Source organism: Niveispirillum sp. FG148, from assembly GCF_057809655.1.
This window is the reverse complement of the sequence record NZ_JBMDKJ010000001.1, coordinates 265,013-287,555: the sequence shown is the minus strand read 5'-3', so window position 1 is coordinate 287,555 and position 22,543 is coordinate 265,013. Positions and strand designations below refer to the sequence as shown.

The following is a 22,543-nucleotide window of genomic DNA, read 5'->3' as shown; positions in this document are numbered from 1 at the left end:
GTGCCCGGCGGTTCACCGCCGGGCACTGCCCCCGAGATAAGGGATCAAGCCCATGTATGCAGCACTCCTCTCCCGCCTGGACCGTCTTTCTCTGTTCGCCAAGCTGATGGCGGGTCCGGCCATCGTGGCACTCGCCATGGTCCTGCTGGGCGGCACCGCGATCATCGAGCTGCGCTCCCAGGCCGCGGCCACCCGTGAGCTGGTGGAGGAGAAGCTGGCCCGGTCGGCCGAAATGCAGAATCTGGTCGCCGGTCTGAAGGGCAGCCTGGGCTCCGCCTATTTTGCGGTCCTGTCGGTTGCGGGTGGCAACCCGGCGGCAGGTGCCACCAAGGAACTGGACACCGTCAAGGCAGAGATTGCGGAACAGGCCAAGCGTCTGACCGCCGTGTCGGCCAGCATATCCGACCCCGCCCTGCGCAGCGCCGTCCAGTCGGCCGCCAATGAACTGGGCGAGTTCAGCGGTGCCGTTGACGTCGTCTCCACCATGCTGGAGGTCGATCTGGCCACGGCGGCCGGGGCCGTGCTGCCTTTCAACGCCAAGGTCACGGCGATCGTCACCGCCCTGGACAAGGCCGCCGCCAGGATCCAGGCCGATGCGCGCAATTCCGTGGAAATGCAGGCGCATTCCGCCGGCACCGCGTCCTGGTTCCAGGGCATCGGCCTGGTGCTGGCCCTGGGTCTGGCCTCTGCCATCTCCATCGCCATCGCGCGGCTGGTGAAAAGCGGTATCACCACCATCGCCGCCGCCATGGGCAGCCTCGCCCACAATGACCTGACGGTCGACCCGACCCGTCTGGTCCGTGAGGACGAGCTGAACAGTCTGGTCGACGGCCTGTCCGCGTTCAAGAACGCCCTGGTCGAGGGCCAGCGGCTGCGCATCGAACAGCAGGAATCCGACGCCCGTGCCCGCAAGGCCCTGCTGGCGCTGGCCGACAGCTTCGAAGCCACCGTGCTCTCGTCGGTCCGCGCGGTCGGTGAAACGGCGGAGAAGGTGCTGTCGGACAGCGAGCGGCTGGGTCTGGTGGCCGAAGATGGGCGCACCGCCGCCAACCATGTGTCCCGCGCCGCTGAAAGCTCGGACCAGGGCGTGCAATCGGTGGCCAGTGCCGCCGAGGAACTGGCCGTCAGCTTCAACGACGTGGCCCGTCAGGTCGAAGGCGTCACCAGCAGCACGCGGGAAGCAACCAGTGCCGTCGGCCGCTCGGACAGTCTGGTCCGCACGCTGAACCAGGAAGCCGATGGCATCAAGAATGTCGTCGATCTGATCTCCGCCATCGCCAGCCAGACCAACCTTCTGGCCCTGAATGCCACGATCGAGGCGGCGCGCGCTGGTGAGGCCGGCAAGGGCTTCGCCGTCGTGGCCTCCGAAGTGAAAAGTCTGGCCACCCAGACGGCCAGGGCCACGGAAGAGATTGCCGGCCGCATCGGTGCCGTCCGCGACGCCGCCAATGCCGTGGTCGGGGCCCTGTCCGACATTTCCGGGCGTATCGGCGACGTGTCCAGCGTCAGCACCACTGTGGCCGCAGCCGTGGAAGAACAGCGCCGCGCCACGCAGGAGATTGCCCGCTCGGTGCAGTCCGCCTCTACCGCCAGCCGCGAAGCCGCGTCGGAAGTGCAGTCGCTGGCCCTGATTGCGGCCGGTACGGGCGAAGCCGCCCAGGGCCTGCGCACGGCCGCCTCCACCCTGACCAGCGGCGCCGGCCGTCTGCGCCAGGAAGTGGACGGGTTCCTGCAGCGGGTCCGCGCCGGCTGATGCCGCTCAAGGCGTGAACAAAAAGGCCCCGGTCTCACGACCGGGGCCTTTTTGCTTGCCGCTCCACCCCATACCAATCTGCCGAAGGCTTGACCTTTGGCAGATTGGAGGCACGCTCCCGCCGGCCCGGCGCTCGTGCGCTCGCCAAGCCAAGCCCGCGGATGCGGGCGCCCGGCGCCTGAGGGAACACGAAATCTCGCTTGATCGGTCACGATCAAGCGAGATTGGACTCAAAGCCGGCGGACGGCGTTCACGCCCCTGGTGCCTGCCCGCGCCAGCACATCGGCCAGCGGTTCGCGCACGACCTGCATATGCGATGCCGTGGCGTGCAGCAGACTGTCGGGCGACGCCATGATGCCGACATGGCCGGGGAAGAACACCAGATCGCCGCGCTGGAAGGCCACACCCTGGCCATCGCTGGAAATCAGGTCGCCCAGCAACGCCGCCTGCTGGTCGCTGTCGCGCGGGCAATGATGTCCTGCCGCCAGCAGGGCCAACTGTACCAGGCCGGAACAATCGATGCCGATGCTGGTGCGGCCGCCCCAGAGATAGGGCGTACCGACAAACCGTTCGGCCACGGCCACGAAATCCGCCGCCATCTCTGCCACCGGCGCCAGATGCAGCTTGTGCAGCCAGCCGCCGCCATCGATCTGACGCCAGTCGCCTTCCTCCCCTGTCACCACGACGTGGGCGCCAAAGGACAGCAGATCGACGAAGGGCTGCTTCAGGTCGGGTTCGGGCTGCAGAAAGCTGCGCAGGGCGGACACCTTGTGCGTCGGCACGGTGATGTCGGCGTCCAGCGCTTCCACCCGCAACCAGCCCACATAACCGTCGGTGCCGTTCTGGCCCCAGGCCCAGCCGTCACGTTCATCCAGAACGGTGAAGGTCTCCCCGAACAGCAGTTCGGTGGATTGCCGGGCCTCGAACGAAGGCTCCTCCTTCACGGCGGCAAAGCCACTGCGGATCTGGCAGGGGACGCCATCGATGAAGCGGGCGGCCGCGACGCGACCACGCAGGTAAGAGGCGGCCAGATCGTCGCGATAGGGATGGACGCGGGGGTCGGGTTTTTCCGGGGAAGAAGTCATGCCGTGGGGGCCAGGGTTTCCGTTCGCACGCTGTCCGCCACCACCGGCGGCGCGGGCGTGCTGATTTCCAGGGCGGGATCGGCAACCGTCCCGCCTTCGTCACCGACCTGGCCCGCCTTTTCCGCGTCGATGACCATCTGACCGAATTCCATCAAAAAGACGGAACCTTTCACGGTCCGCTGCACCAGCACGTTACGGCGATCCTCCTGATCGCGCTTGCGCTTGATGTAGCCCAGCCGGCCCAGCCGGTCCAGCGCCCGCGTGATCGCCGGCTTCGATACGTTCAAGGTGGCCGCCAGCCCCCGTACCGTATGCGGCGGCGGCGTCAGGAAGACGGTCAGCAGCAGGGCCAGCTGCCGTGCCGACAGGTCCGGCCCGTCCTTGCGCACGCTGGCCACCAGCGCCCGTCGCCATAGTTGCAGCGCCTGAAGGTTCCGTGACATGCCCGCCCCCCGACCGCACCGCGCCGGCATTGCGGAAGATCGCAACCGGACGCGGAACGGAGTTTGCCGAAGATTAGAACCTTCGGCAAGCTGGGAACGTGCGGATTGTTACTGTTTCGAACCAAAACGGTCGGCAATGACCTTGTAGAAGGCGCGCAGGGTCATGGCCTCACCGCCTTCCGGGCGGCCGGGGCGGGTCGACGGGTTCCAGGCGAACAGATCGACATGGGCCCAGCACGTCTCCTTGGACACGAACTGTTCCAGATAAAGGGCGGCCGTGATGGCCCCCGCCATGCCGCCGCCCGGTGCGTTGTTCAGGTCGGCGATCTTGCTGTCCAGCTGCGGCCGGTAGCCCTGCCACAGGGGCAGGCGCCACAGCGGATCGTCGGTGGCCGTGCCGGCGGCCAGGATGTCCCCGGCCAGCGTGTCGTCATTGCTGAACAGCGCCGGCAGTTCCGGCCCCAGGGCCACGCGCGCCGCGCCCGTCAGGGTGGCGAAGTCCAGCAGCAGCACCGGCTTCTCGTCATCGGCCTCGGCCAGCGCGTCGCACAGGATCAGGCGGCCTTCGGCATCGGTATTGCCGATCTCCACCGTCAGGCCCTTGCGGGTGGTGATGATGTCCATGGGCCGGAAGGCATTGCCGGCGATGGCATTTTCCACGGCCGGGATCAGCACGCGCAGGCGCACGGGCAGTTTCGCCGCCATGATCAGCCGGGCCAAACCCAGCGCATGCGCCGCCCCGCCCATGTCCTTTTTCATCATCAGCATGCCGCTGGACGGCTTGATGTCCAGCCCGCCGCTGTCGAAGCACACGCCCTTGCCGACCAGCGTGACCAGCGGATGGGCGGCGTCGCCCCAGCGCAGGTCGATCAGGCGGGGTGCGCGCGTGGCGGCGCGGCCGACGGCATGGATGGTGGGATAATTCTGCGTCAGCAGGTCGTCACCGACGATGACACGGACCGCGCCGCCGAATTCGGCGGCCAGGGCCTTGGCGGCGTCGGCCAGCTGTTCCGGCCCCATATCCTCGGCCGGGGTATTCACCAGATCGCGCACCAGGAAGGCGGACTTGGCGAAACGTTCCACGGCGGCGGCATCGGCATTGGCCGGCAGGACCAGGCGGGCGAATTCCTTGCTCGACTTCTTGTAGCGGGTGAACTGATAGGTGGCCAGCACCCAGCCCGAGGCCACCGCCGTGGCCGTGCCGGAATCCAGCGTGCCGTCGAGTGCATAGGCGCCGGCGGGCAGGCTGCCGGGCAGGCCGGCCAGCGTCCAGATGTCGATCTTGTCCGCCACGCCGACCAGCACGCGCGCCAGACCACCCGTCGCATCAGCCACCAGCGCCGTGGCGCCGGGGGCTGCCGTAAAGCCCAGACGCTTCACCCAGGCGGCCATGGCGGCGGGGGCGGCGGCCAGCCACTTGTCCAGATCCGCCTTGCGCAGCAGCGTCACGGGCACGGCGTCGGGCACGGGGGCGTTCAGCAGATAGGCGGTCACGGGCGGCATTCCTCTATCAACGAAGCAGTGTATGGATGGCATTGTCGCCCGGACGAAAACGGGCTTTGGCTCTTCGGCCAACAGCCCTACTCTTCCCGTCCCCTCTCCGCAACGGTGAAGCAGAGCCCATCCATGTCCGGCCCTCATTCCCCTGTATTCAGCCTGGTGATCGGCAACAAGAACTATTCTTCCTGGTCGCTGCGTCCCTGGCTGGCCCTGCGCCATGCCGGCGTCGCCTTCGAGGAGGTGCTTGTGCGGCTGCGCCAGCCCGACACCAAAGCCGCATTGTTGTCGCACAATCCGGCGGGCAAGGCGCCGGCCCTGCGCCATGGCGACCTGACGGTCTGGGACAGCCTTTCCATCTGTGAATATGTGAACGAGCTGTTCCCCACGGCTCATCTCTGGCCGGCCGATGCCGCGGCCCGCGCCGTAGCGCGGTCGGTGTCGGCGGAGATGCATTCGGGTTTTCCCGATCTGCGCCGGAACCTGTTCATGGATCTGCGCAGCCGTTACGACCGGCCCGACCGGGTTGCGGCGGCCCAGGCCGATATCGACCGTGTGCTGGCCATCTTCAATGATTGCCGTGCCCGATTCGGTCAGGGCGGCCCGTTCCTGTTCGGCGCCTTCAGCATCGCTGACGCCATGTTCGCCCCCGTCTGCACGCGCCTGCGCACCTGGAACGTGGCGCTGGACCCCGTGTCGGCCGCCTATATCGATGCCATCTACGCCCTGCCCGCCTTCCGCGACTGGGCCGAAGCGGCGGAGAAGGAGCCCTGGACCCTGGAATTCGAGGGGATGTGATCGCCCGTCAGGCGCGCGCCTCCAACAGGGCACGCAACCGCGCCGCCGCCTTCTCCAGCGGCCCGGACCAGTCGCCGGGTCGTTCCTGGCGGATCAGGCGCATGGCATCATACCAGCCGGTCATTTCCCCCTCGCCCAGCCCCCAGCGCCAGTCGCAACGCCAGGGCAGCAGCGTCCAGACCGGCATTCCGATGGCACCGGCCAGATGGGCGGCGGCACTGTCGACGGCAATCACCAGATCCATTTCGGCGATCAGCGCCGCCGACCGCTCAAACCCTTCACTGTCGGCCAGCGACCGGTGAAGGTTGGGCGGCATGCCGGTGGCGGGAACCTGCGACGTCGGCGCCACGGCGTGAAAATCGACCTCAGGAAAGCGCGCCATGAATGAAGCGGCCAGATCGGATGGCAGGGACCGCAATTCATTGTCGGGATGCAGCGGCGATCCCAGCCATGAAAAGCCCACCGCCATCCGTGCCGGCTTTCGCCGGGCCCCGCCCGTGCCTGCGCCCACTGAAAGGTAGGGCGCGCCGCGCACCCCGTCCGCCGCCACCTGCAGGACGCCGGGGATGGACATGGACATCAGATGATGGCTGTGATCCCCCACCCGCATCTCCGCCGGCGTCTGGAAGTGCAGATTGCCGATGGCGGCAAAGCTGGCGGACAGCAGGGAACGCAGCCGGTCCGGCACGATGACGGTCACCGTTCGTGCCATGCGGGCCAGATCGGGCAGATAACGGGCGACCATGATCATGTCACCGCTGCCCTGCTCGGCCCCCACCAGCAGATCGGCCCCGGCATGCAGCGCCGGTTGCCACCGGGGCAGGACCGACAGGGCTTCCCGCAGGTGCTGCGACGTGGCATCGGCAAACCGCCACCGGGCCTCGTAGAACGCCCAGCCTTCCCGCCAGCGGCCCAGCGTCAGCAGGGCAATGGCCTGATTATAGCGGTTGGGTACGAAACAGGGGGCATCCGGGCTGGCCAGGGCTTCGCAGCGCTGAAGAACGCTCAGCGCCTCCTCCACCCGGCGGGCGGACAGCAGCGCCATGCCCAGCAGCGCCAGATTTTCCGGATCGTCCGGCGCCTGGGCCACGAGATCGTTCGCTCTATCCAGCGCCTGATCGGTCCGGCGTGCCATCAGCAGGCTGCGGATCAGGTTGCGCAGGATGACCGGCTGGTCGCCCGCCACCTGCCGGACGTGCGTCAGGCAGTCGATCGCCAGATCCCATTGCCCCAGATTGTGGGCGGCAACCCCGCGGGCGAACAGCGCCTCCGGGTCCTGTGGGTTCCGCAGCAGCCGGATGCCGGTGCGACGCAACTCCGCCTGCCAGTCATTCACGTCAAGGCTCATGTCACATTCGGCACCAGGTTGGCCGCCCCCCTGGTGAAGGCTGGCACGAACGGTGGACACCGGGCAAAGGAATATGGCCGTCCGCCGCCTGCCTGGAAAAGAAAAAGGGCGCTCCCACGATGGGGAACGCCCTTTCTCCGTACCAAACCCGGCGAACCGGGACCAAACGCGATTAGCGCTTGGAGAACTGGAAGCTGCGGCGGGCCTTGGCCTTACCGTACTTCTTACGCTCGACCACGCGGCTATCGCGGGTCAGCAGGCCGGCGGCCTTCAGCGGCGGACGCAGGCCCGGCTCGAAGTAGGTCAGGGCCTTGGAGATGCCGTGGCGCAGCGCACCGGCCTGGCCCGACAGACCACCACCGGACACGGTGGCGACGATGTCGAACTGCTCAAGGCGGCTGGTGACCTGGAACGGCTGGTTGATCATCATGCGCAGCACGGGGCGGGCGAAATAAACCGCCAGCTCACGACCGTTCACGGTGATCTTGCCGGTGCCGGGCTTCACCCAGACGCGGGCGACGGCGTTCTTGCGCTTGCCGGTGGCATAGGCGCGGCCGAAAGCGTCGACCTTCGGCTCAACCGGAGCGGCCGGGGCGGCGGCGACGACGGCGGCGGCAGCGCCGGCCTTCAGGTCAGCGAGGCTGTTGATCGTGGCCATTTATCAGGCGCTCCGCTTGTTCTTGGCGTTCTTGCCGGCGATATCCAGGACCATCGGCTCCTGGGCGGCATGCGGGTGCTCGGACCCGGCATAGACGCGCAGGTTGCCCATCTGGCGACGACCCAGCGGGCCGCGCTTGATCATGCGCTCGACGGCCTTGATGATGACGCGCTCGGGGAAGCGGCCATCCAGGATCTGACCGGCGGAACGGCCCTTGATGCCGCCCGGGAAGCCGGTGTGCCAGTAGAACATGGCGTCGTTCCGCTTGTTGCCGGTCAGGGCGACCTTCTCGGCATTGATGACGATGACATTGTCACCGCAATCCAGGAACGGGGTATAGGTGGGCTTGGTCTTGCCGCGCAGAATCATGGCGATCTGGCTGGCGAGACGACCCAGGACAACGCCCTCCGCGTCGATCAGAATCCACTTCTTCTCGATCTCGGACGGCTTCAGGTTAAAGGTCTTCATCGGAGCACTCGGGCTTGAACGGATGAAGGCGCCAGCCGGGGGGCTGGCACCGAAGCGGTGTGTGATGTACGGCGATCCGCCTTTCACCGCAAGCGAAAAATGCAGCATCACCAATGGCCTGCGAAACGGTATTATAATACCATACTCAGAAACCCCTTGATTCCATTGAATAAATTCTCACCTCCAAATGCGCTTTCGTCCCACCGTACCGGCGACATGCATCTGTGACATCCGGCATATGCACAGGAACGCGCGGGGCATCCCCGCCGTTCAGCGGACAGGGATCAACCCGGAGAAGAGGATCAGATGTCCACCCATCCCAGCCATCGACATATCGCCCCCGCCCTGCTGGTCATGGCGGGCCTTCTGGCCGGCTGCGGCAGCAGCATGGAGGAACGGGTCGCCAGCGGTGCCCTGATCGGGGCCACGGGCGGGGCCGTGCTGGGTGGCACCCTTGGCAAGGCCGCCCTGGGCGCCGTGGTCGGTGCCGGTGCCGGCGCCGTGGTAAACGAGGTCGACAAGGACAAGAAGAAGCGCAAACCCTAACCGTTGCGATCGGCCGGAATGGCATAGGTGCCGGTGGCATGGGCCACGGGGTCCGGGTCTCCCTCGGAATGGATCAGCACCTCGCCATAGGCCAGCCGCTTGCCCGGCTTCAGGATGCGCGCTTCCCCCAGCAGGGGGCGCAGGGGCGGCTTTTTCAGGAAATGGATGGACATGTTGCTGGTCACGGCCAGCGGCACATTGCCGATCTGGCTCAGCACGGCGCCATAGAGCGCCAGATCGGCCAACGCGAACATGGTGGGCCCGGAAATGGTGCCGCCCGCCCGGATCGTGTGCGGTGTGGGCGCCACCTCCATGACACAGCGCCCCCAGGACATTTCCCGCAGGCCAAAGCCGCCGGCCCGCACCTGCGGCATATGCTCGTCCAGCAGATCCCAGAATTCAGCGATGCTCAGGGCCGCAACCCGTGTCGCCTGTGTCATCGGTCGATACCTCCCCAGCGTTTTATTCATGCGCGCAAGTTTAGCCGCGGCCGCCATCCCAAGGCATCCGCGACTTTCGCGCAGGATATTTCACGCAGTTAACTTGTTGTTCCAAACAATCTGCTGTTCATGGCTGTTGAAATCGGCCGGGTTTTGTCGTTCCCTATGCATCCATTGCCGGGAGCAAGGCCGATGCGACATGATCATTACCCGGACGACCTGATCCGTCGGGTGCTGGACAATGCCCGCACCATCGCCGTTGTGGGCGCCACCATCGATCCGGCGAAGCCCAGCTTCTATGTCATGAAATATCTGCACGATCGCGGCCACCGCACCATCGCCGTCAATCCGGCCCTGGCGGGTCAGACCGTGCTGGGTGAACCCGCCTATGCCAGTCTGGCCGACCTGCCGGAACGGCCGGACATGGTGGACATCTTCCGCCGCCCTGATGCCGCCGGCAAGGTGGCGGAGGAAGCGGCTGCCCTGGGCATCCCCTATATCTGGATGCAGTTGGGCATCCGCAACGACGAAGCCGCCGCCAGGGCGGAAGCCTTGGGCAGCATCGTCATCATGGACCGCTGTCCCCTGATCGAAATCCCCCGCCTCTACGGCGTTTAGATCCCCAAGCCATAATATATAAGGAATCGCCATGACCGAACAGACGCCCCGTCCCCTGGGCTTTGAGACCCGCGCCATCCATGCCGGTGCCGCGCCCGACCCCGCCACCGGCGCCCGCGCCACGCCCATCTATCAGACCAGCAGCTTCGTCTTCGACGATGTGGAGGATGCGGCGGCGCTGTTCAATCTGCAGAAGGTCGGCTTCATCTATTCGCGCCTGACCAACCCGACCGTCTCGGTGCTGGAAGGCCGCATTGCCGACCTGGAAGGCGGCGTCGGCGCCACGGCCACGGCATCGGGCCATTCGGCCCAGATGCTGGCTTTGTTCCCGCTGCTGCAGCCCGGCGACAATATCGTGGCGGCCAGGAAGCTCTATGGCGGCACCCTGAACCAGTTCGCCAACAGCTTCCCGCGCGCCTTTGGCTGGAAGACCAGCTTTGTCGACAGCGACGATGTGGAGAATTTCCGCCGCGCCATTAATGAGAAGACCAAGGCCATCTTCATCGAAAGCCTGGCCAATCCCGGCGGCGTGGTCACCGATATCGAAGCCATCGCCAAGGTGGCGGACGAAGCCGGCATCCCGCTGATCGTCGACAATACGCTGGCCACCCCCTATCTGACCCGGCCCATCGAATATGGCGCCACCCTGGTCGTGCATTCCACGACCAAGTTCCTGACGGGCAACGGTACCTCCGTCGGTGGCGTCGTGGTCGACAGCGGCAAGTTCGACTGGGCCAGGAACGGCAAGTTCCCGTCCTTGAGCGAGCCGGAGCCGGGCTATCACGGCATCCGCTTCACCGAATCCTTCGGTCCGCTGGCCTTCACCATCCATGGCCATGCCATCGGCCTGCGCGATCTGGGGCCGTCCATGGCACCCATGAACGCCTTCATCGGCATCCTGGGCACGGAGACCCTGCCGCTGCGCATGGAACGGCACTGCGCCAACGCCCTGAAGGTGGCGGAATATCTCGCCACCCATCCCGCCGTGGCCTGGGTGAACTATGCCGGCCTGCCCGACAGCCTCTATCGTGCCCTGGCCGCGAAATACCTGCCCAAGGGTGCGGGCTCCGTCTTCACCTTCGGCGTGAAGGGCGGGTATGAGGCTGGCGTGCGCGTGGTAGAGGCAGTCAAGCTGTTGAGCCACCTGGCCAATATCGGCGATGTCCGTTCGCTGATCATCCACCCGGCCAGCACCACCCACCGGCAGTTGACGCCCGAAGGTCTGGCCGCTGCCGGGGCCGGCCCCGACGTGGTGCGCCTGTCCATCGGTCTGGAATCGGTGGAAGACATCATCGCCGACCTGGACCAGGCGCTCGCCAAGTCGCAGGGGTGATCGCGGCGGTCATCGCATTCAAAGGGCCGGGGGTGGCAGCACCCCCGGCCCTTTTCCTTTCCGGCGAAGGGTCACGCAGCCCCCAGATGCTGCACCAATATCTTGGTGCCCAGCAGCACCAGCCCGCCCCCGCCGATGCCCACGGCCCAGCGCCCCAGCAGCGGCCCGACGGCACGCCCCAGCAGCACGCCCGCCGTGGACAGGCCAAAGGTCACCAGCCCGATGACAAGAGCGGAGGCCAGGATGGGCTCGTCGAAAAAGGCCAGCGGCACGCCGATGGCCAGCGCATCGACCGAGGTGGCGAATCCCGCCATGAACAGGGCCGACGCCGTCAGGGTCATGGTCGGCCCCTCCCCGTCCGCATCATGCTCGCCCCTCCAGGCTTCCCAGCCCATGCGGCCGCCGATGACGGCCAGCAGGGTGAAGGCGATCCAATGGTCGACGGCGGCCACGATATCGGCAAAGGCCATGCCCAGGGCGAAACCGATCAGCGGCATCACCATCTGGAACCCGCCGAACACCGCGCCGACAGTCAGGGCATGGCCCCAGGAAGGCCGGCGCAGCGCCGCCCCCTTGCCCAATGCTGCAGCAAAAGCGTCCATGGCCAGGCTCAGCGCCAGGGCGAAGGTCGTGGTGGCGATCAAGATGAAAGTCTCCGGGGGTCGCGACGTGACGATGGACGCAAATCCACCCCACGGACCCGACCGGGGCGGCTGCGCCATCGGTCTCGTCGAACAGGCATCATGCCTGTCGTCCGCGCCATGGGGTTGCCCCCAAGTCTGTTGACGCGGACACCGCCCCGGCCTGTCGGCACCTGGGCGGCGGACTACTCCCCAATTGACGAGGGCGGTATAGGGTCCGGCACCCCGCCCGGTCAAGCGGACAAAAGCGCACGCCTGCCCGCCTTTCGGATAATCACGGGGGCGATGACTGGCAGGCGATGGCGGCCCCATTCAGACCTCAGCCCCGCGTCACAGGCAGAGCAGACAGGAAACGAAAATTTTTGTGATAGAGACGTTGCATCCCCGGAACGTCGTGGATATAGTCCGCGCCCGAACGACGGCGGGGTCACCCGGTGCCGTTCGCTCGAGAGGTCGGAGCGTGGCGCAGCCTGGTAGCGCACTAGACTGGGGGTCTAGGGGTCGCAGGTTCGAATCCTGTCGCTCCGACCATTCTCTCGTGAGGCCGATCAAAGGCTTACAGCGAAAAGCCGCCGTCCCCTGGACGGCGGCTTTCGTGTTTTCCGGACCTGGGCGCGCACCCCGCGCGCAAGAAAAACGGCACCCGGACCTTTCGATCCGGATGCCGCATTCCCGATGCCATTACGGATCGGCTCATGCCCATCTGCGGTGAGTGAAACTCATCGTAGCTTGGTTGGCGCGGTACGAGCGCCCGCGCGCCCATGCGCGCGTGAGCCAAGCCGCCGGATGGCGGCGCCCGGCGCGTGAGGGCTGCATGGATCAGGGCCGTAGGTTCTGATCCATGCAAATACGTATGAGGGCTGCATGGATCAGGGCCGCAGGTTCTGATCCATGCAGATCAGTATCAGGCCACCATCAGCAGCCCGTCGCTGATCTGGTTCAGATGGCCCAGCACGGGGGCCACATCCTCCACGCCGGCATCCGCATAAAGCGCCGCACTGTCATCATCCGCCACCGTCACCGCCGGTGCTGCCGCCGCACTGCCCCCGTCATTGTCAGCGATGGTGCCGACGGCGCGGGCCGTGCCGATGATGGCGCCATTGGCGTCGGTGATTTCCAGGATGACGCTTTCCTGGCCTTCCAGCACAGTGTCGGACAGCACCTCCACCTGCACCAGCTTCGACATCTCCCCCCATTTGAAGGTCAGCGTGCCGGACGTGCCCACATAATCGGACCCCTCCGTCGCCGTGCCGTCGATCGTGTGATAGCCGATGGTGATCGGGTGCTCCAGGTCGCTGACCTTCTGCGACAGGCTGATGGCGAAGGTCAGCATGGTCTTGCCGTCGGCGCGCGGCAGATCGATCATGCCTTCCTTGATGATGTTCATCTTGTTCCAGTTCACACTCTGCCAGTCGTCGGCCAGGATGCCGCCCGTATCGGCCGATGACGGGCTGAAATCCCAGAAGGTGAAACTGACGCCCTGCTGGCCCGGCGCCAGGTCGGAGACGCCGTCGCCATTGAAATCGCCGTTCATGTAACGGACCAGCGCCTTCATCCATTCGACCTGCGCCTCGTTGGTCAGGCGCGACCCGAACTCGCCCACCATGATCGGCGCGCGGTTCTGTTCGAACAGATAGCCCCAGTATTTCTGGAAATCCTGATACTGCGTGTTCGGCAGGTAATAGGAGGGGTCGCGGAAATAGACATGCGGGGAATAGACCAGCTTGGACGGGTCCTCCAGGCGCACGGGATACTGGTCCGCCCCCATCAGGTTGCCGCCCCAGATATACCAATTGTCGTTATAGGTGCTGTTGCCCTCGACAAAGATCAGCCAGTCCGGGTTGGCCTGCTGGATGGCATTGCCGGCGCGTTCGGCGGCCAGACGCCAGTCGGTGGGCCCGCCATTGCCCCATCCGGCCAGACCCAGGTCCGGCTGGTGCGGGGCATAGCCATAGGGCTCGTTGTAAAGATCGGCGCCGATGACGGTGGGATTGTCGGCATAGCGCTGGGCCAGCGTCACCCAATCCTGGATCCAGCGTTCCTCGGTATAGTCGCCATAATACCACAGGCCGTTGCCATTGGTGTCGGCGGCGCCGCCGGCTTCACCACGATGGCGGTCCAGGATGATGCGCATGCCGATCTCGCCGGCATAATCGACAATGTCATCCATGATCTCCAGCGGCGTCTTGCCGGCCCAGTCGGGGTTCAGCCAGGCATGCGGCTGGGCCTGCGCGCCGTCGGCCAGCGTGTCGGTGGAAAAGGGCAGGCGGATGGTGTTGAAGCCCAGTTCCTTCATCTGGTTCATGATGTCCTGCCACGGACGCGTCCAGATGCCGAACGGCGCGTTCACCGTCTCCTGCATGCCGCCCCAGTTCACACCGTTCAGGCGCACCGTGGCCCCGCTTTCATCGACGAACTGGTTGCCTTCCACATGCAGGAAGCCGCCGATGGTGGCGCCGGGGTCGCTTTCCGTGACCGTGGCATGGGCGATGGAAACGCTGATCGTGGGCAGGTCATCATTGGTCAACGTGACCTTGCCCGTGGATTTCAGGATCTCCGCCCCGCTGGCGCCGGACAGGTCGATATTGAAATCCTCCGCCCCCTCGCCCGCCGTATCGCCCAGGATCGGCACCTCGATCACCTTCGACGTCTCGCCCGCGGCGAAGGTCAGGGTGCCGGTGACGGCGGTATAGTCGCTGCCGGCCGTGGCCGAATTGTTGCTGCTGGCATAGTTGACCGTGACCGGATGGTCGGTGGCAGCCGTCAGGGTGACGGTCACCCGCGCCACGCCCGGCCCGTCGCCCTCCGCCATGGTCAGGTCGGCGATGGACAGGCCCAGCGGCTGGGCATCGTCATTGTCCAGCCGGATCACGCCCTGGCCATCCTCGATGGTGGCGTTGGTCGGCTGCGACAGGTTCAGGAAGAAATATTCCTGATCCTCGAACTGGGTGTCACCCAGGATGGTGATGGGCACCAGCTTGCTGGTTTCGCCGGGGGCGAAGGTCAGGGTGCCGCTGATCTGGGTGTAATCCTGGCCCGGCAGGGCGGTGCCGACAGAGGTGGCATAATCCACCGTCACCGGCCGGTCGGTGGCGCCCGACAGCCGCACCTCCACCAGGGCCGTGCCGGCGCCATTACCTTCCGGCAGGGTCACATCGGCCACGCTGATCCTGGGCGGGGCATCGTCGCTGAGGATGGTGCCCGTCCCCTCGCCGTCGGTGATGGTGCCATTGACGGGTTGCGACAGCAGCAGCTTGAAGGCCTCGTCCGCCTCCACCTGGCTGTCGCCATTGACCAGGACCGTGACGGTCTTGCTGGTCTCGCCCGCCGCGAAGCTCAAGGTGCCGGAGGTGGCATTGTAATCACCATCGGCTGCCGAGGCGCTGCCATCGGCCGTGGCGTATTGGACGCTGACCGGCTTGTCATAGATGTTGGACAGGCTGACGGTGAAACTGGCCAGCGTCTGGCCACCCGGCCCGCCCTCCGTCACCGTCACGTCGGAAACCTGGATGCTGGGCGCGACCATGGCATCGTCATTCTGGATGGTGACCTTGGCCACCCCGTCCATGACGCGGATGCCGCGGGCATTGCTCAGATTGACATTGAAGAACTCGTCCTGTTCCACGGCCAGGTCGCCATTGACCGGGATGCGGATCACCTTCTCCTGCTCCCCGGCGGCGAAGCTGACGGTCTGGGCCACGCCCTGGAAATCGCTGCCGGCCCAGGCGGTATAGCCAGAGGTCGCCAGATCGACCGACACGGCCTCCGTCGCCGGCTTGGACAGGCGCAGGGTGATCAGCGCGTCGGTCGTGCCGCCATTGCCCTCGACAATGGCGCTGTCCGCCACCGACAGCCAGGGCAGCGCATCGGCCCAGGTCGCGGCCTGGCCATTCACGGTCCAGGTGGGTGACGGTTCGATGGCGCCATTGGGCGTGCCGTAGAAGCCGAAACTGACGCTGCCGCCCGGCGGGATGCTGGCGTTCCACCCGGCATCCTTGATCGAATAGCCGCCATCGGCATGGGACAGGATCGTGCCGTTCCACAGGCCGTCGATGCTGTGCGGGAACTTGAAATCCAGGGTCCAGCCATTGACCGGCTCCGTCCCCTCGTTGCGGATGGTGATTGTTCCCACAAACCCGGATCCCCAGTTGGAATCCACGCTCATCTTCACAGCTGTCGTCATCTTTATCGGCTTTCCACTTATCCACCCATGCCGGCCGGGCCGGCAGCAGTGCCCTTTATAGCCGGCACACCCACTACCGAAAAGACGAACCTTGTTGGTATTGACACTATATGCCGCCTATACGGAGTATATAGGCCAGTATCCATAAATTCTGTACTTGGCACCATCCCTTATGTTTCAGTTGTTTCTTCGTTACAGACCGGCCATTATCACTAGACGAATCGATCTACCGACAATTTAGTTTCATTGTTGCAATCTTTTCAAGACAAGGCCCAGACCCTAGAAACAAAAAGGGCCAGCGGATGCGATCGGCATCCGCTGGCCCTTCCCTTTTGGCAGGGGGAGGTCGCGTCACAGATTGCGGGCGATGACCAGCCGCTGGATGTCGCTGGTGCCCTCATAGATCTGGCAGACGCGCACATCGCGATAGATGCGCTCCACCGGGAAATCATCGACATAGCCATAGCCGCCAAAGGTCTGGATGGCATCCGAACAGACGCGTTCGGCCATCTCCGATGCGAACAGCTTGGCCATGGACGCTTCCTTCAGGCAGGGCTGACCCGCCCCGCGCAAGGATGCCGCATGCAGCACCAACTGGCGGGCCGCCTCGATCCGGGTCGCCATATCGGCCAGCCGGAAGGCGACGGCCTGATGTTCGATGATAGGCACCCCCATCGACACCCGGTCGCGGGCATAATCGCGCGCCGCCTCGAACGCGGCCTGGGCCATGCCCACAGACTGCGACGCGATGCCGATGCGCCCGCCTTCCAGATTGGCCAGCGCGATGCGATACCCCTCGCCGGGCTTGCCCAGCATGGCGCTGGCCGGCACGCGCGCATCCTCCAGCAGGATCTGCGCCGTGTCGGAACAGCGCTGGCCCATCTTCTGTTCCAGCCGCGCCACCTTGTATCCCGGATTGTCGGTGGGGACCAGAAAGGCAGAGATGCCTTTCTTGCCCGCCGCCGGGTCAGTGACGGCAAAGACCAGGGCCACGCCGGCATGCTGGCCGTTGGTGATGAACTGCTTGGCACCGTTCAGCACATAATGGTCGCCATCGGCCACGGCCCGCGTGCGCAGGGCCGACGCGTCCGACCCCGCCTGCGGTTCGGTCAGGCAGAAGGCGCCCAGCACGCGGCCCGCCGCCATGGGCCGCAGATATTGTTCCTTCTGGGCGTCGGTACCGAATTTCAGGATGGGCGCGCAGCCCACCGAATTATGCACGCTCATGATGGTGGAAATGGCGCCGTCGCCGGCCGCGATCTCCTCGATCGCCAGGGCATAGGCGACGGCATCGGCCCCCGCCCCGCCCCATTCCTCGGGCACCACCATGCCCAGCAGCCCCAATTCCCCCATCTCCCGCAGCTCTTCGGCCGGAAAACGATGGGTCCGGTCACGCTCCGCCGCACCGGGCGCCAGCCGTTCACGCGCAAACTGCCGCGCCATGTCGCGGATCATCGCCTGTTCTTCGCTGAGGATCATGGGGGGTGTCCTTCGTGGGCTTCGAGAAAGATCGCAGCTTATCCCCTGGCACTCCCTGCCTCCCCCTTGATGAGCGGGGGTCCAGGGGCCACAAGATCAAACGGTCGGGCAGCTTGGATCAAAGCAGCGGAATGGTCGGGCTATTGGCCCCTGGCCCCCCGCTCATCAAGGGGGAGGCAGCGTGGTTGTGCTTCTCAAACCAGTTCCACCGCCATCGCCGTCGCCTCGCCCCCGCCAATGCAGAGCGAGCCGACGCCGCGCTTCAGCCCATACTTCTTCAGCGCGTGCAGCAGCGTGACCAGGATACGGGCACCCGAGGCACCGATCGGGTGGCCCAGCGCGCAGGCGCCGCCATGCACATTCACCTTCTCATGCGGCAGCCCCATTTCCTTCATCGCCGCCATGGCGACGACGGCAAAGGCCTCGTTGATCTCGAACAGATCGACATCCTTAGCGGTCCAGCCCGTCTTGGCGAACAGGGCCTCCATGGCACCGATGGGGGCGGTGGTGAACCAGGCCGGCGCGCGGGCGTGACCGGCATGGCCGACAATGCGGGCCAGCGGCGACAGGCCGCGCTTTTCCGCTTCCGATGCGCGCATCAGCACCAGGGCGGCGGCCCCGTCGCTGATGGAGCTGCTGTTGGCGGCCGTCACCGTGCCATCCTTGCGGAAAGCGGGCTTCAGGGTCGGGATCTTCTCCGGCCGGCCCTTGCCGGGCTGTTCATCCCGGGACACAACCACATCGCCGCCGCGGCCCTTCACCGTGACCGGCACCACTTCCGTATCGAAAGTGCCGTCATCGACCGCCTGCTTGGCGCGGCGCAGGCTTTCCAGGGCGTAGGCGTCCTGCGCCTCGCGCGTGAAACCGAAATGGCTGGCCGTATCCTCGGCATAGGTGCCCATGGCCCGGCCGCGCTCATAGGCATCTTCCAGCCCGTCCAGCGCCATATGATCGTAAATGGTGGCATGGCCATAGCGATAGCCGCCGCGCGCCCGGTCCAGCAGATAGGGCGCGTTGGACATGCTCTCCATGCCGGCGGCGACCACGATATCGGCACTGCCGGCCAGGATCAGGTCATGGGCCAGCATGGTGGTCTTCATGCCGCTGCCGCACATCTTGTTCAGGGTGGAACAGGTGACGGACAAAGGCAGCCCCGCCCCCAGCGCCGCCTGCCGGCCCGGCGCCTGACCCTGGCCCGCCTGCAGCACATTGCCCATCAGCAGTTCCTGCACGCTGTCGCCGGAAATGCCCGCCCGCTCCACGGCGGCCTTGACGGCGGCGGCGCCCAGCTGCGCAGCCGTCAGGCCTGACAGGTCGCCCATCATGCCGCCCATGGCAGTGCGGGCGGCAGACACGATGACGATGGGGTCGGCATGGCTCATGGCATTTCCTTCCTTGGGACCAGTTGTTGGGGGACCAGTTGTTGGCGGCAGCGTAGACTTACCCCTTCCGATCATCCATAACCGTTCTGATCAAATTCCATGATCGGTTTTGTCAATTTCTCAAGGCGGCGATGATCCCGGAAAAGGGTTCTGTCTCGGTGCTGTTCGTGCTGTCGGCCCTGTCGGGCCTGCGCCACCGGAACATGGATACATCACCTGTGCTGAACAAGGCAGGCATCGTCCCCGCGCTGCTGGATGATGCCGGGGCCCGGGTGTCGGTTGCCGCCTATGCGGCCCTGCTGCGTCAGGTGGCGCAGGTGCTGGATGACGAATTCTTCGGCATGGACAGCCGGTCCATGCGCGTGGGCAGCTTCGCGCTGGCCTGCCTTCTGGCCTTGGGGGCGACGGATCTGGGCGGGGCCTTGACCCGGCAATGCCGCTTCTACGGCACCCTGTTCCAGGATCTGTCGATCGGGCTGCGTCGGCAGGGACGGCGCGCGGCGCTGGAAATCCGGGCCACCGATCCCGCCCGCCCGCCACCCGTCTTCGCGGTGGAGACGCTCTATGTCTATGTGCATGGGGTGGCCTGCTGGCTGGTGCGCCGCCGCATCCCTATCCTGTCGGCCGACTTCGCCTATCCGCGCCCGCCGCAGGCTGGCGAATATGCCACCCTGTTCAGCGCGGAAACGGCGTTCGATCAGCCGGTCAGCCGGCTCTGGTTCGATGCCGACCATCTTTCCCTGCCTTTGGTGCAGAATGCCGACAGCGCACGTTCCTTCCTGAACCAGGCGCCCGAATCCTTCCTGGTGAAATATCGCAATCCCGATGGCCTGTCCCGGCGCGTCACCAGCCTGCTGCGCCGTCGTCCCCCCGCCGACTGGCCGGATTTCGACACGCTGGCGGCCAGCCTGCGCTGTTCGCCCGCCACCTTGCGCCGGGCCCTGCGGCAGGAAGGCACCTCTTTCCAGGCGATCAAGGATCGGCTGCGGCTGGAACTGGCGCGCGAGGCGCTGCATTCAGATCGGCCGCTGGCGGAGATCGCAGCCCAGCTGGGCTTTGCCGAACCCTCGGCCTTCACCCGCGCCTTCCGGGCCTGGACAGGGACGGCCCCCGCCCGCTTCCGCCAGACGCACAGGTGCGCGCCTCAAATCTCGACGTGACCGCCCAATTCCACAACGCGATTCAGTGGCAGATGGAAGAAGTCGGCCGTCGTCGTGGCGCTGCGCATCATGAAGGCGAACAGTTCTTCCCGCCAAGCGGCCATGCCGGGCTCGGCCGACGGCACGATGGTCTCCCGCGTCAGGAAATAGGAAATGCGCAGCGGTTCATAATCAAAGCCCAGATCGGCCCGCTTGGCATTGGCCAGGGTCTTGGGAATGTCCGGATCGTCCATGAAGCCACAGCGCAGCGTGATTCGGAAAACATCGTCGCGCAGCTTCTGCGACACGATGCGTTCCGCCATGGGCACGCGCGGGCGTTCCGTCACTTTCACCGTCATCACCACGACCCGGTCATGCAGGACATGGTTGTGCTTCAGATTATGCAGCATGGCCAGCGGCACGCCATCGGGGTCCGTCGTCAGAAACACCGACGTGCCGGGCACGCGCGTGACGCGCTGCGACAGGGTGCCCAGGAAGTCCCCCAGCGGCATGGCGCTGTCGCGCAGCTTGGCATGCAGCAGCTTGCGTCCCGTCTTCCAGGTCGTCATCAGGGTGAAGGCGAACAGGCCGGCCGCCAGCGGGAACCAGCCGCCATGGGTGATCTTGGTTGCCGTCGCCAGGAAATAGGCGGCATCGACCGACAGCAGCAGAACGAAGAAGCCAATGGCGAACTTGCCGTTCCAGCCCCAGCGGTTGAAGGCCAGCAGCGCCACCAGGGTGGTGGTGATGAACATCGTGCCCGTCACCGCCACGCCATAGGCAGAGGCCAGATTGGTCGATGACCCGAAGCCCAGGACCAGCGCCACCACGGCCAGCATCAGCGCCCAGTTGATGAAGGGCATGTAGATCTGGCCGATCTCCTTTTCGGAGGTATGGATGATGTTCATGCGCGGCAGATAGCCCAGCTGGATGGCCTGCCGCGTCACGGAAAAGGCACCGGAAATGACGGCCTGGCTGGCGATGATGGTGGCCAGCGTGGCCAGTACGACCAGCGGCAGGGCGGCCCAGGCGGGTCCCATGAAAAAGAATGGATTCTCCGCGGTTCCCGGATTGCTCAGCAGCAAGGCGCCCTGGCCGAAATAATTCAGCATCAGCGCTGGCCAGACCAGCATGTACCAGGCCAGCCGGATGGGGCCGCGGCCGAAATGGCCCATATCGGCATAAAGCGCTTCCGCACCCGTGACCGACAACACCACCGACCCCAGCGCCAGGAAACCCATCCAGCCGTCATGGGCCAGGAAGGCAATGGCATGATGCGGGGACAGGGCCGCCAGCACGCCGGGCGCCCGGCCGATATTGGCAACCCCCAGCACGGCCAGGACCACGAACCAGACGAGCATCAACCCGCCGAACGCCCCGCCCACGGCGGCCGTGCCCTTCGACTGCACGGCGAACAGGCCGACCAGGATGGCGATGGAGATGGGTACGGTCCAGGGGGCCAGATCGGGGGCCGCGACCTGCAACCCCTCCACCGCGCTCAGCACCGAAATGGCCGGCGTGATAGCGCTGTCGCCATAGAACAGGGCCGCGGCGAACACACCCAGGATGCCGACCAGGGATGTCAGCCCCGGTTTTTCCGCCAGCGCCTTCTGCAACAGGGCCAGCAGGGCAAACGAACTGCCCTCGCCTTCATTGTCGGCGCGCATGATGATGGCAACATATTTGACCGACACGACCAGCAGAACGGTCCAGAAGACCAGCGACAGCACACCCAGCACATGCATGCGGTCGACGGGCAGCGGGTGCGGACCGGCAAAGGCTTCCTTCAGCGCGTAAAGCGGGCTGGTGCCGATATCGCCGAAAACCACACCGATGGCGGATATGAACAGGGCGCCAAAGGACGAACGCGGCGCATCATGCGCCGGATTGGTTGTTTGCCCCACCGCCTAGCACCCCTGTTCCCCAAATGCTGCACCGCGAACGCTACCCGTTTCACGCGCAGCGCGCAAGAAAGCGGCGCATGTGGGGTTTGTAATACCAAGGGGCATGGACAATGACCCTTGCAGGCCAGCGACCGCTGGCCCGCCGCCCGTGCGGCGCAAGCCAAGCCCGCGGACGCGGGCGCCCGGCGCCTGAGGGAACATGAACAAGGCCAGCGACCGCTGGCCCGCCGCACATGCGGCGCAAGCCAAGCCCGCGGATGCGGGCGCCCGGCACTTAAGGGAACATGCAACTATCAAGAGCCGTGCTCCATGGCTCTTGATAGTTGCAGCTCAGCCGCGCCGTGCGGCCTCAATGGCGGCGACGTCGATCTTGCCCATATGCATCATGGCATCGAAGGCGCGTCTTGCCTCCTCACCACCGGCCGCCAGTGCCTCCATCAGGACGCGCGGCGTGATCTGCCAGGAAATGCCCCAGCGGTCCTTGCACCAGCCACAGGCACTTTCCTGGCCACCATTGCCGACAATGGCGTTCCAGTAGCGGTCCGTCTCCTCCTGGTCGTCCGTGGCGATCTGAAAGGAGAAGGCCTCGGTATGGCGGAAGGCCGGACCACCGTTCAGGCCCAGGCAGGGAATGCCAGCCACGGTGAATTCCACGGTCAGCACGTCGCCCGCCTTGCCGGAGGGATAGTCGCTGGGTGCCCGGTGGACAGCCCCGACCGCACTGTCGGGGAAGATCTGCGCATAGAATCGGGCGGCGGCCTCGGCCTCCTTGTCGTACCAGATGCAGATGGTGTTCTTGGCGATGACCATGATCTGTCCTCCCTTTTC

19 protein-coding genes, 1 tRNA gene and 1 riboswitch are annotated in these 22,543 nt (G+C 65.7%); of the genes, 7 read left to right on the top strand and 13 right to left on the bottom strand.

The annotated features are described in order from the left end of the window. Positions 1–52 precede the first annotated feature (52 nt). Complete coding sequence (locus ACODTW_RS01225) at positions 53–1,753, top strand: methyl-accepting chemotaxis protein (RefSeq protein ID WP_488944043.1); 1,701 nt, start codon at positions 53–55, stop codon at positions 1,751–1,753. Between the two features lie 230 nt (positions 1,754–1,983). On the opposite strand, the gene ACODTW_RS01220 is transcribed toward ACODTW_RS01225, so the two are convergent. The 3 genes from ACODTW_RS01220 to ACODTW_RS01210 form a co-directional block, all read right to left on the bottom strand. Continuing rightward, on the bottom strand, positions 1,984–2,838 hold the full coding sequence (locus ACODTW_RS01220; RefSeq protein ID WP_488944042.1) for a C40 family peptidase: 855 nt from the start codon (positions 2,836–2,838) through the stop codon (positions 1,984–1,986). Then, positions 2,835–3,281, bottom strand: coding sequence for a MarR family transcriptional regulator (locus ACODTW_RS01215; protein WP_488944041.1), 447 nt, complete (start codon positions 3,279–3,281; stop codon positions 2,835–2,837). The genes ACODTW_RS01220 and ACODTW_RS01215 overlap by 4 nt, the downstream gene beginning before the upstream one ends. Before the next feature lie 108 nt (positions 3,282–3,389). Beyond that, on the bottom strand, positions 3,390–4,784 hold the full coding sequence (locus ACODTW_RS01210; protein WP_488944040.1) for a leucyl aminopeptidase family protein: 1,395 nt from the start codon (positions 4,782–4,784) through the stop codon (positions 3,390–3,392). Between the two features lie 123 nt (positions 4,785–4,907). Here ACODTW_RS01210 and ACODTW_RS01205 point away from each other — a divergent pair, with 123 nt between their 5' ends. After that, entirely contained in the window at positions 4,908–5,576 is a 669-nt protein-coding gene (locus tag ACODTW_RS01205; protein ID WP_488944039.1) for a glutathione S-transferase family protein, read from the top strand. 7 nt (positions 5,577–5,583) lie between these two features. Here ACODTW_RS01205 and ACODTW_RS01200 read toward each other — a convergent pair whose 3' ends face one another. From ACODTW_RS01200 to rplM, 3 genes are all read right to left on the bottom strand, one after another. After that, positions 5,584–6,924 (bottom strand): tetratricopeptide repeat protein, encoded by a 1,341-nt coding sequence (locus tag ACODTW_RS01200; RefSeq protein WP_488944038.1) that lies wholly within the window; start codon positions 6,922–6,924, stop codon positions 5,584–5,586. A 172-nt stretch (positions 6,925–7,096) separates the two neighbouring features. Beyond that, complete coding sequence (gene rpsI / locus ACODTW_RS01195; RefSeq protein ID WP_488944037.1) at positions 7,097–7,582, bottom strand: 30S ribosomal protein S9; 486 nt, start codon at positions 7,580–7,582, stop codon at positions 7,097–7,099. A 3-nt stretch (positions 7,583–7,585) separates the two neighbouring features. Then, positions 7,586–8,050 (bottom strand): 50S ribosomal protein L13, encoded by a 465-nt coding sequence (rplM, locus tag ACODTW_RS01190; RefSeq protein ID WP_488944036.1) that lies wholly within the window; start codon positions 8,048–8,050, stop codon positions 7,586–7,588. Between the two features lie 306 nt (positions 8,051–8,356). Here rplM and ACODTW_RS01185 point away from each other — a divergent pair, with 306 nt between their 5' ends. Then, on the top strand, positions 8,357–8,596 hold the full coding sequence (locus ACODTW_RS01185) for a YMGG-like glycine zipper-containing protein (protein WP_488944035.1): 240 nt from the start codon (positions 8,357–8,359) through the stop codon (positions 8,594–8,596). Here ACODTW_RS01185 and ACODTW_RS01180 read toward each other — a convergent pair. Then, positions 8,593–9,036, bottom strand: coding sequence for a PaaI family thioesterase (locus ACODTW_RS01180; protein ID WP_488944034.1), 444 nt, complete (start codon positions 9,034–9,036; stop codon positions 8,593–8,595). The two genes, ACODTW_RS01185 and ACODTW_RS01180, sit on opposite strands and share 4 nt — an antisense overlap. Before the next feature lie 192 nt (positions 9,037–9,228). Here ACODTW_RS01180 and ACODTW_RS01175 point away from each other — a divergent pair, with 192 nt between their 5' ends. After that, a complete protein-coding gene (locus tag ACODTW_RS01175; RefSeq protein ID WP_488944033.1) occupies positions 9,229–9,654 on the top strand; it encodes a CoA-binding protein in 426 nt (141 codons plus the stop codon). A gap of 31 nt (positions 9,655–9,685) precedes the next feature. After that, positions 9,686–10,987, top strand: a complete 1,302-nt coding sequence (locus ACODTW_RS01170; RefSeq protein WP_488944032.1) for an O-acetylhomoserine aminocarboxypropyltransferase — start codon at positions 9,686–9,688, stop codon at positions 10,985–10,987. A 71-nt stretch (positions 10,988–11,058) separates the two neighbouring features. Here ACODTW_RS01170 and ACODTW_RS01165 read toward each other — a convergent pair whose 3' ends face one another. After that, positions 11,059–11,631 (bottom strand): manganese efflux pump MntP, encoded by a 573-nt coding sequence (locus tag ACODTW_RS01165; RefSeq protein WP_488944031.1) that lies wholly within the window; start codon positions 11,629–11,631, stop codon positions 11,059–11,061. A gap of 88 nt (positions 11,632–11,719) precedes the next feature. Continuing rightward, a riboswitch (yybP-ykoY riboswitch) is annotated at positions 11,720–11,837 on the bottom strand. Between the two features lie 245 nt (positions 11,838–12,082). On the opposite strand from ACODTW_RS01165, the gene ACODTW_RS01160 reads away from it, so the two are divergent. Next, a tRNA-Pro gene (locus ACODTW_RS01160) sits at positions 12,083–12,159 on the top strand. A 373-nt stretch (positions 12,160–12,532) separates the two neighbouring features. On the opposite strand, the gene ACODTW_RS01155 is transcribed toward ACODTW_RS01160, so the two are convergent. From ACODTW_RS01155 to ACODTW_RS01145, 3 genes are all read right to left on the bottom strand, one after another. Continuing rightward, positions 12,533–15,811 (bottom strand): Calx-beta domain-containing protein, encoded by a 3,279-nt coding sequence (locus tag ACODTW_RS01155; RefSeq protein WP_488944030.1) that lies wholly within the window; start codon positions 15,809–15,811, stop codon positions 12,533–12,535. 351 nt (positions 15,812–16,162) lie between these two features. Further along, the gene (locus tag ACODTW_RS01150; protein WP_488944029.1) at positions 16,163–17,290 is read right to left on the bottom strand and encodes an acyl-CoA dehydrogenase family protein; all 1,128 of its coding nucleotides are present in this window, start codon (positions 17,288–17,290) and stop codon (positions 16,163–16,165) included. Positions 17,291–17,484: 194 nt separating this feature from the next. Further along, positions 17,485–18,672, bottom strand: coding sequence for an acetyl-CoA C-acyltransferase (locus tag ACODTW_RS01145; RefSeq protein WP_488944028.1), 1,188 nt, complete (start codon positions 18,670–18,672; stop codon positions 17,485–17,487). A 131-nt stretch (positions 18,673–18,803) separates the two neighbouring features. Between ACODTW_RS01145 and ACODTW_RS01140 the strand changes: the two genes are divergently transcribed. After that, positions 18,804–19,832 (top strand): AraC family transcriptional regulator, encoded by a 1,029-nt coding sequence (locus ACODTW_RS01140; protein WP_488944027.1) that lies wholly within the window; start codon positions 18,804–18,806, stop codon positions 19,830–19,832. Here the strand turns inward: ACODTW_RS01140 and ACODTW_RS01135 are convergent. Both ACODTW_RS01135 and ACODTW_RS01130 read right to left on the bottom strand, forming a co-directional pair. Next, positions 19,817–21,715 carry a potassium transporter Kup gene (locus ACODTW_RS01135; RefSeq protein ID WP_488944026.1) on the bottom strand — a complete coding sequence of 633 codons (1,899 nt, stop codon included), beginning with the start codon at positions 21,713–21,715 and terminating at the stop codon, positions 19,817–19,819. The genes ACODTW_RS01140 and ACODTW_RS01135 overlap by 16 nt on opposite strands. A gap of 330 nt (positions 21,716–22,045) precedes the next feature. After that, positions 22,046–22,525, bottom strand: a complete 480-nt coding sequence (locus ACODTW_RS01130; protein WP_488944025.1) for a VOC family protein — start codon at positions 22,523–22,525, stop codon at positions 22,046–22,048. Positions 22,526–22,543 lie beyond the last annotated feature (18 nt).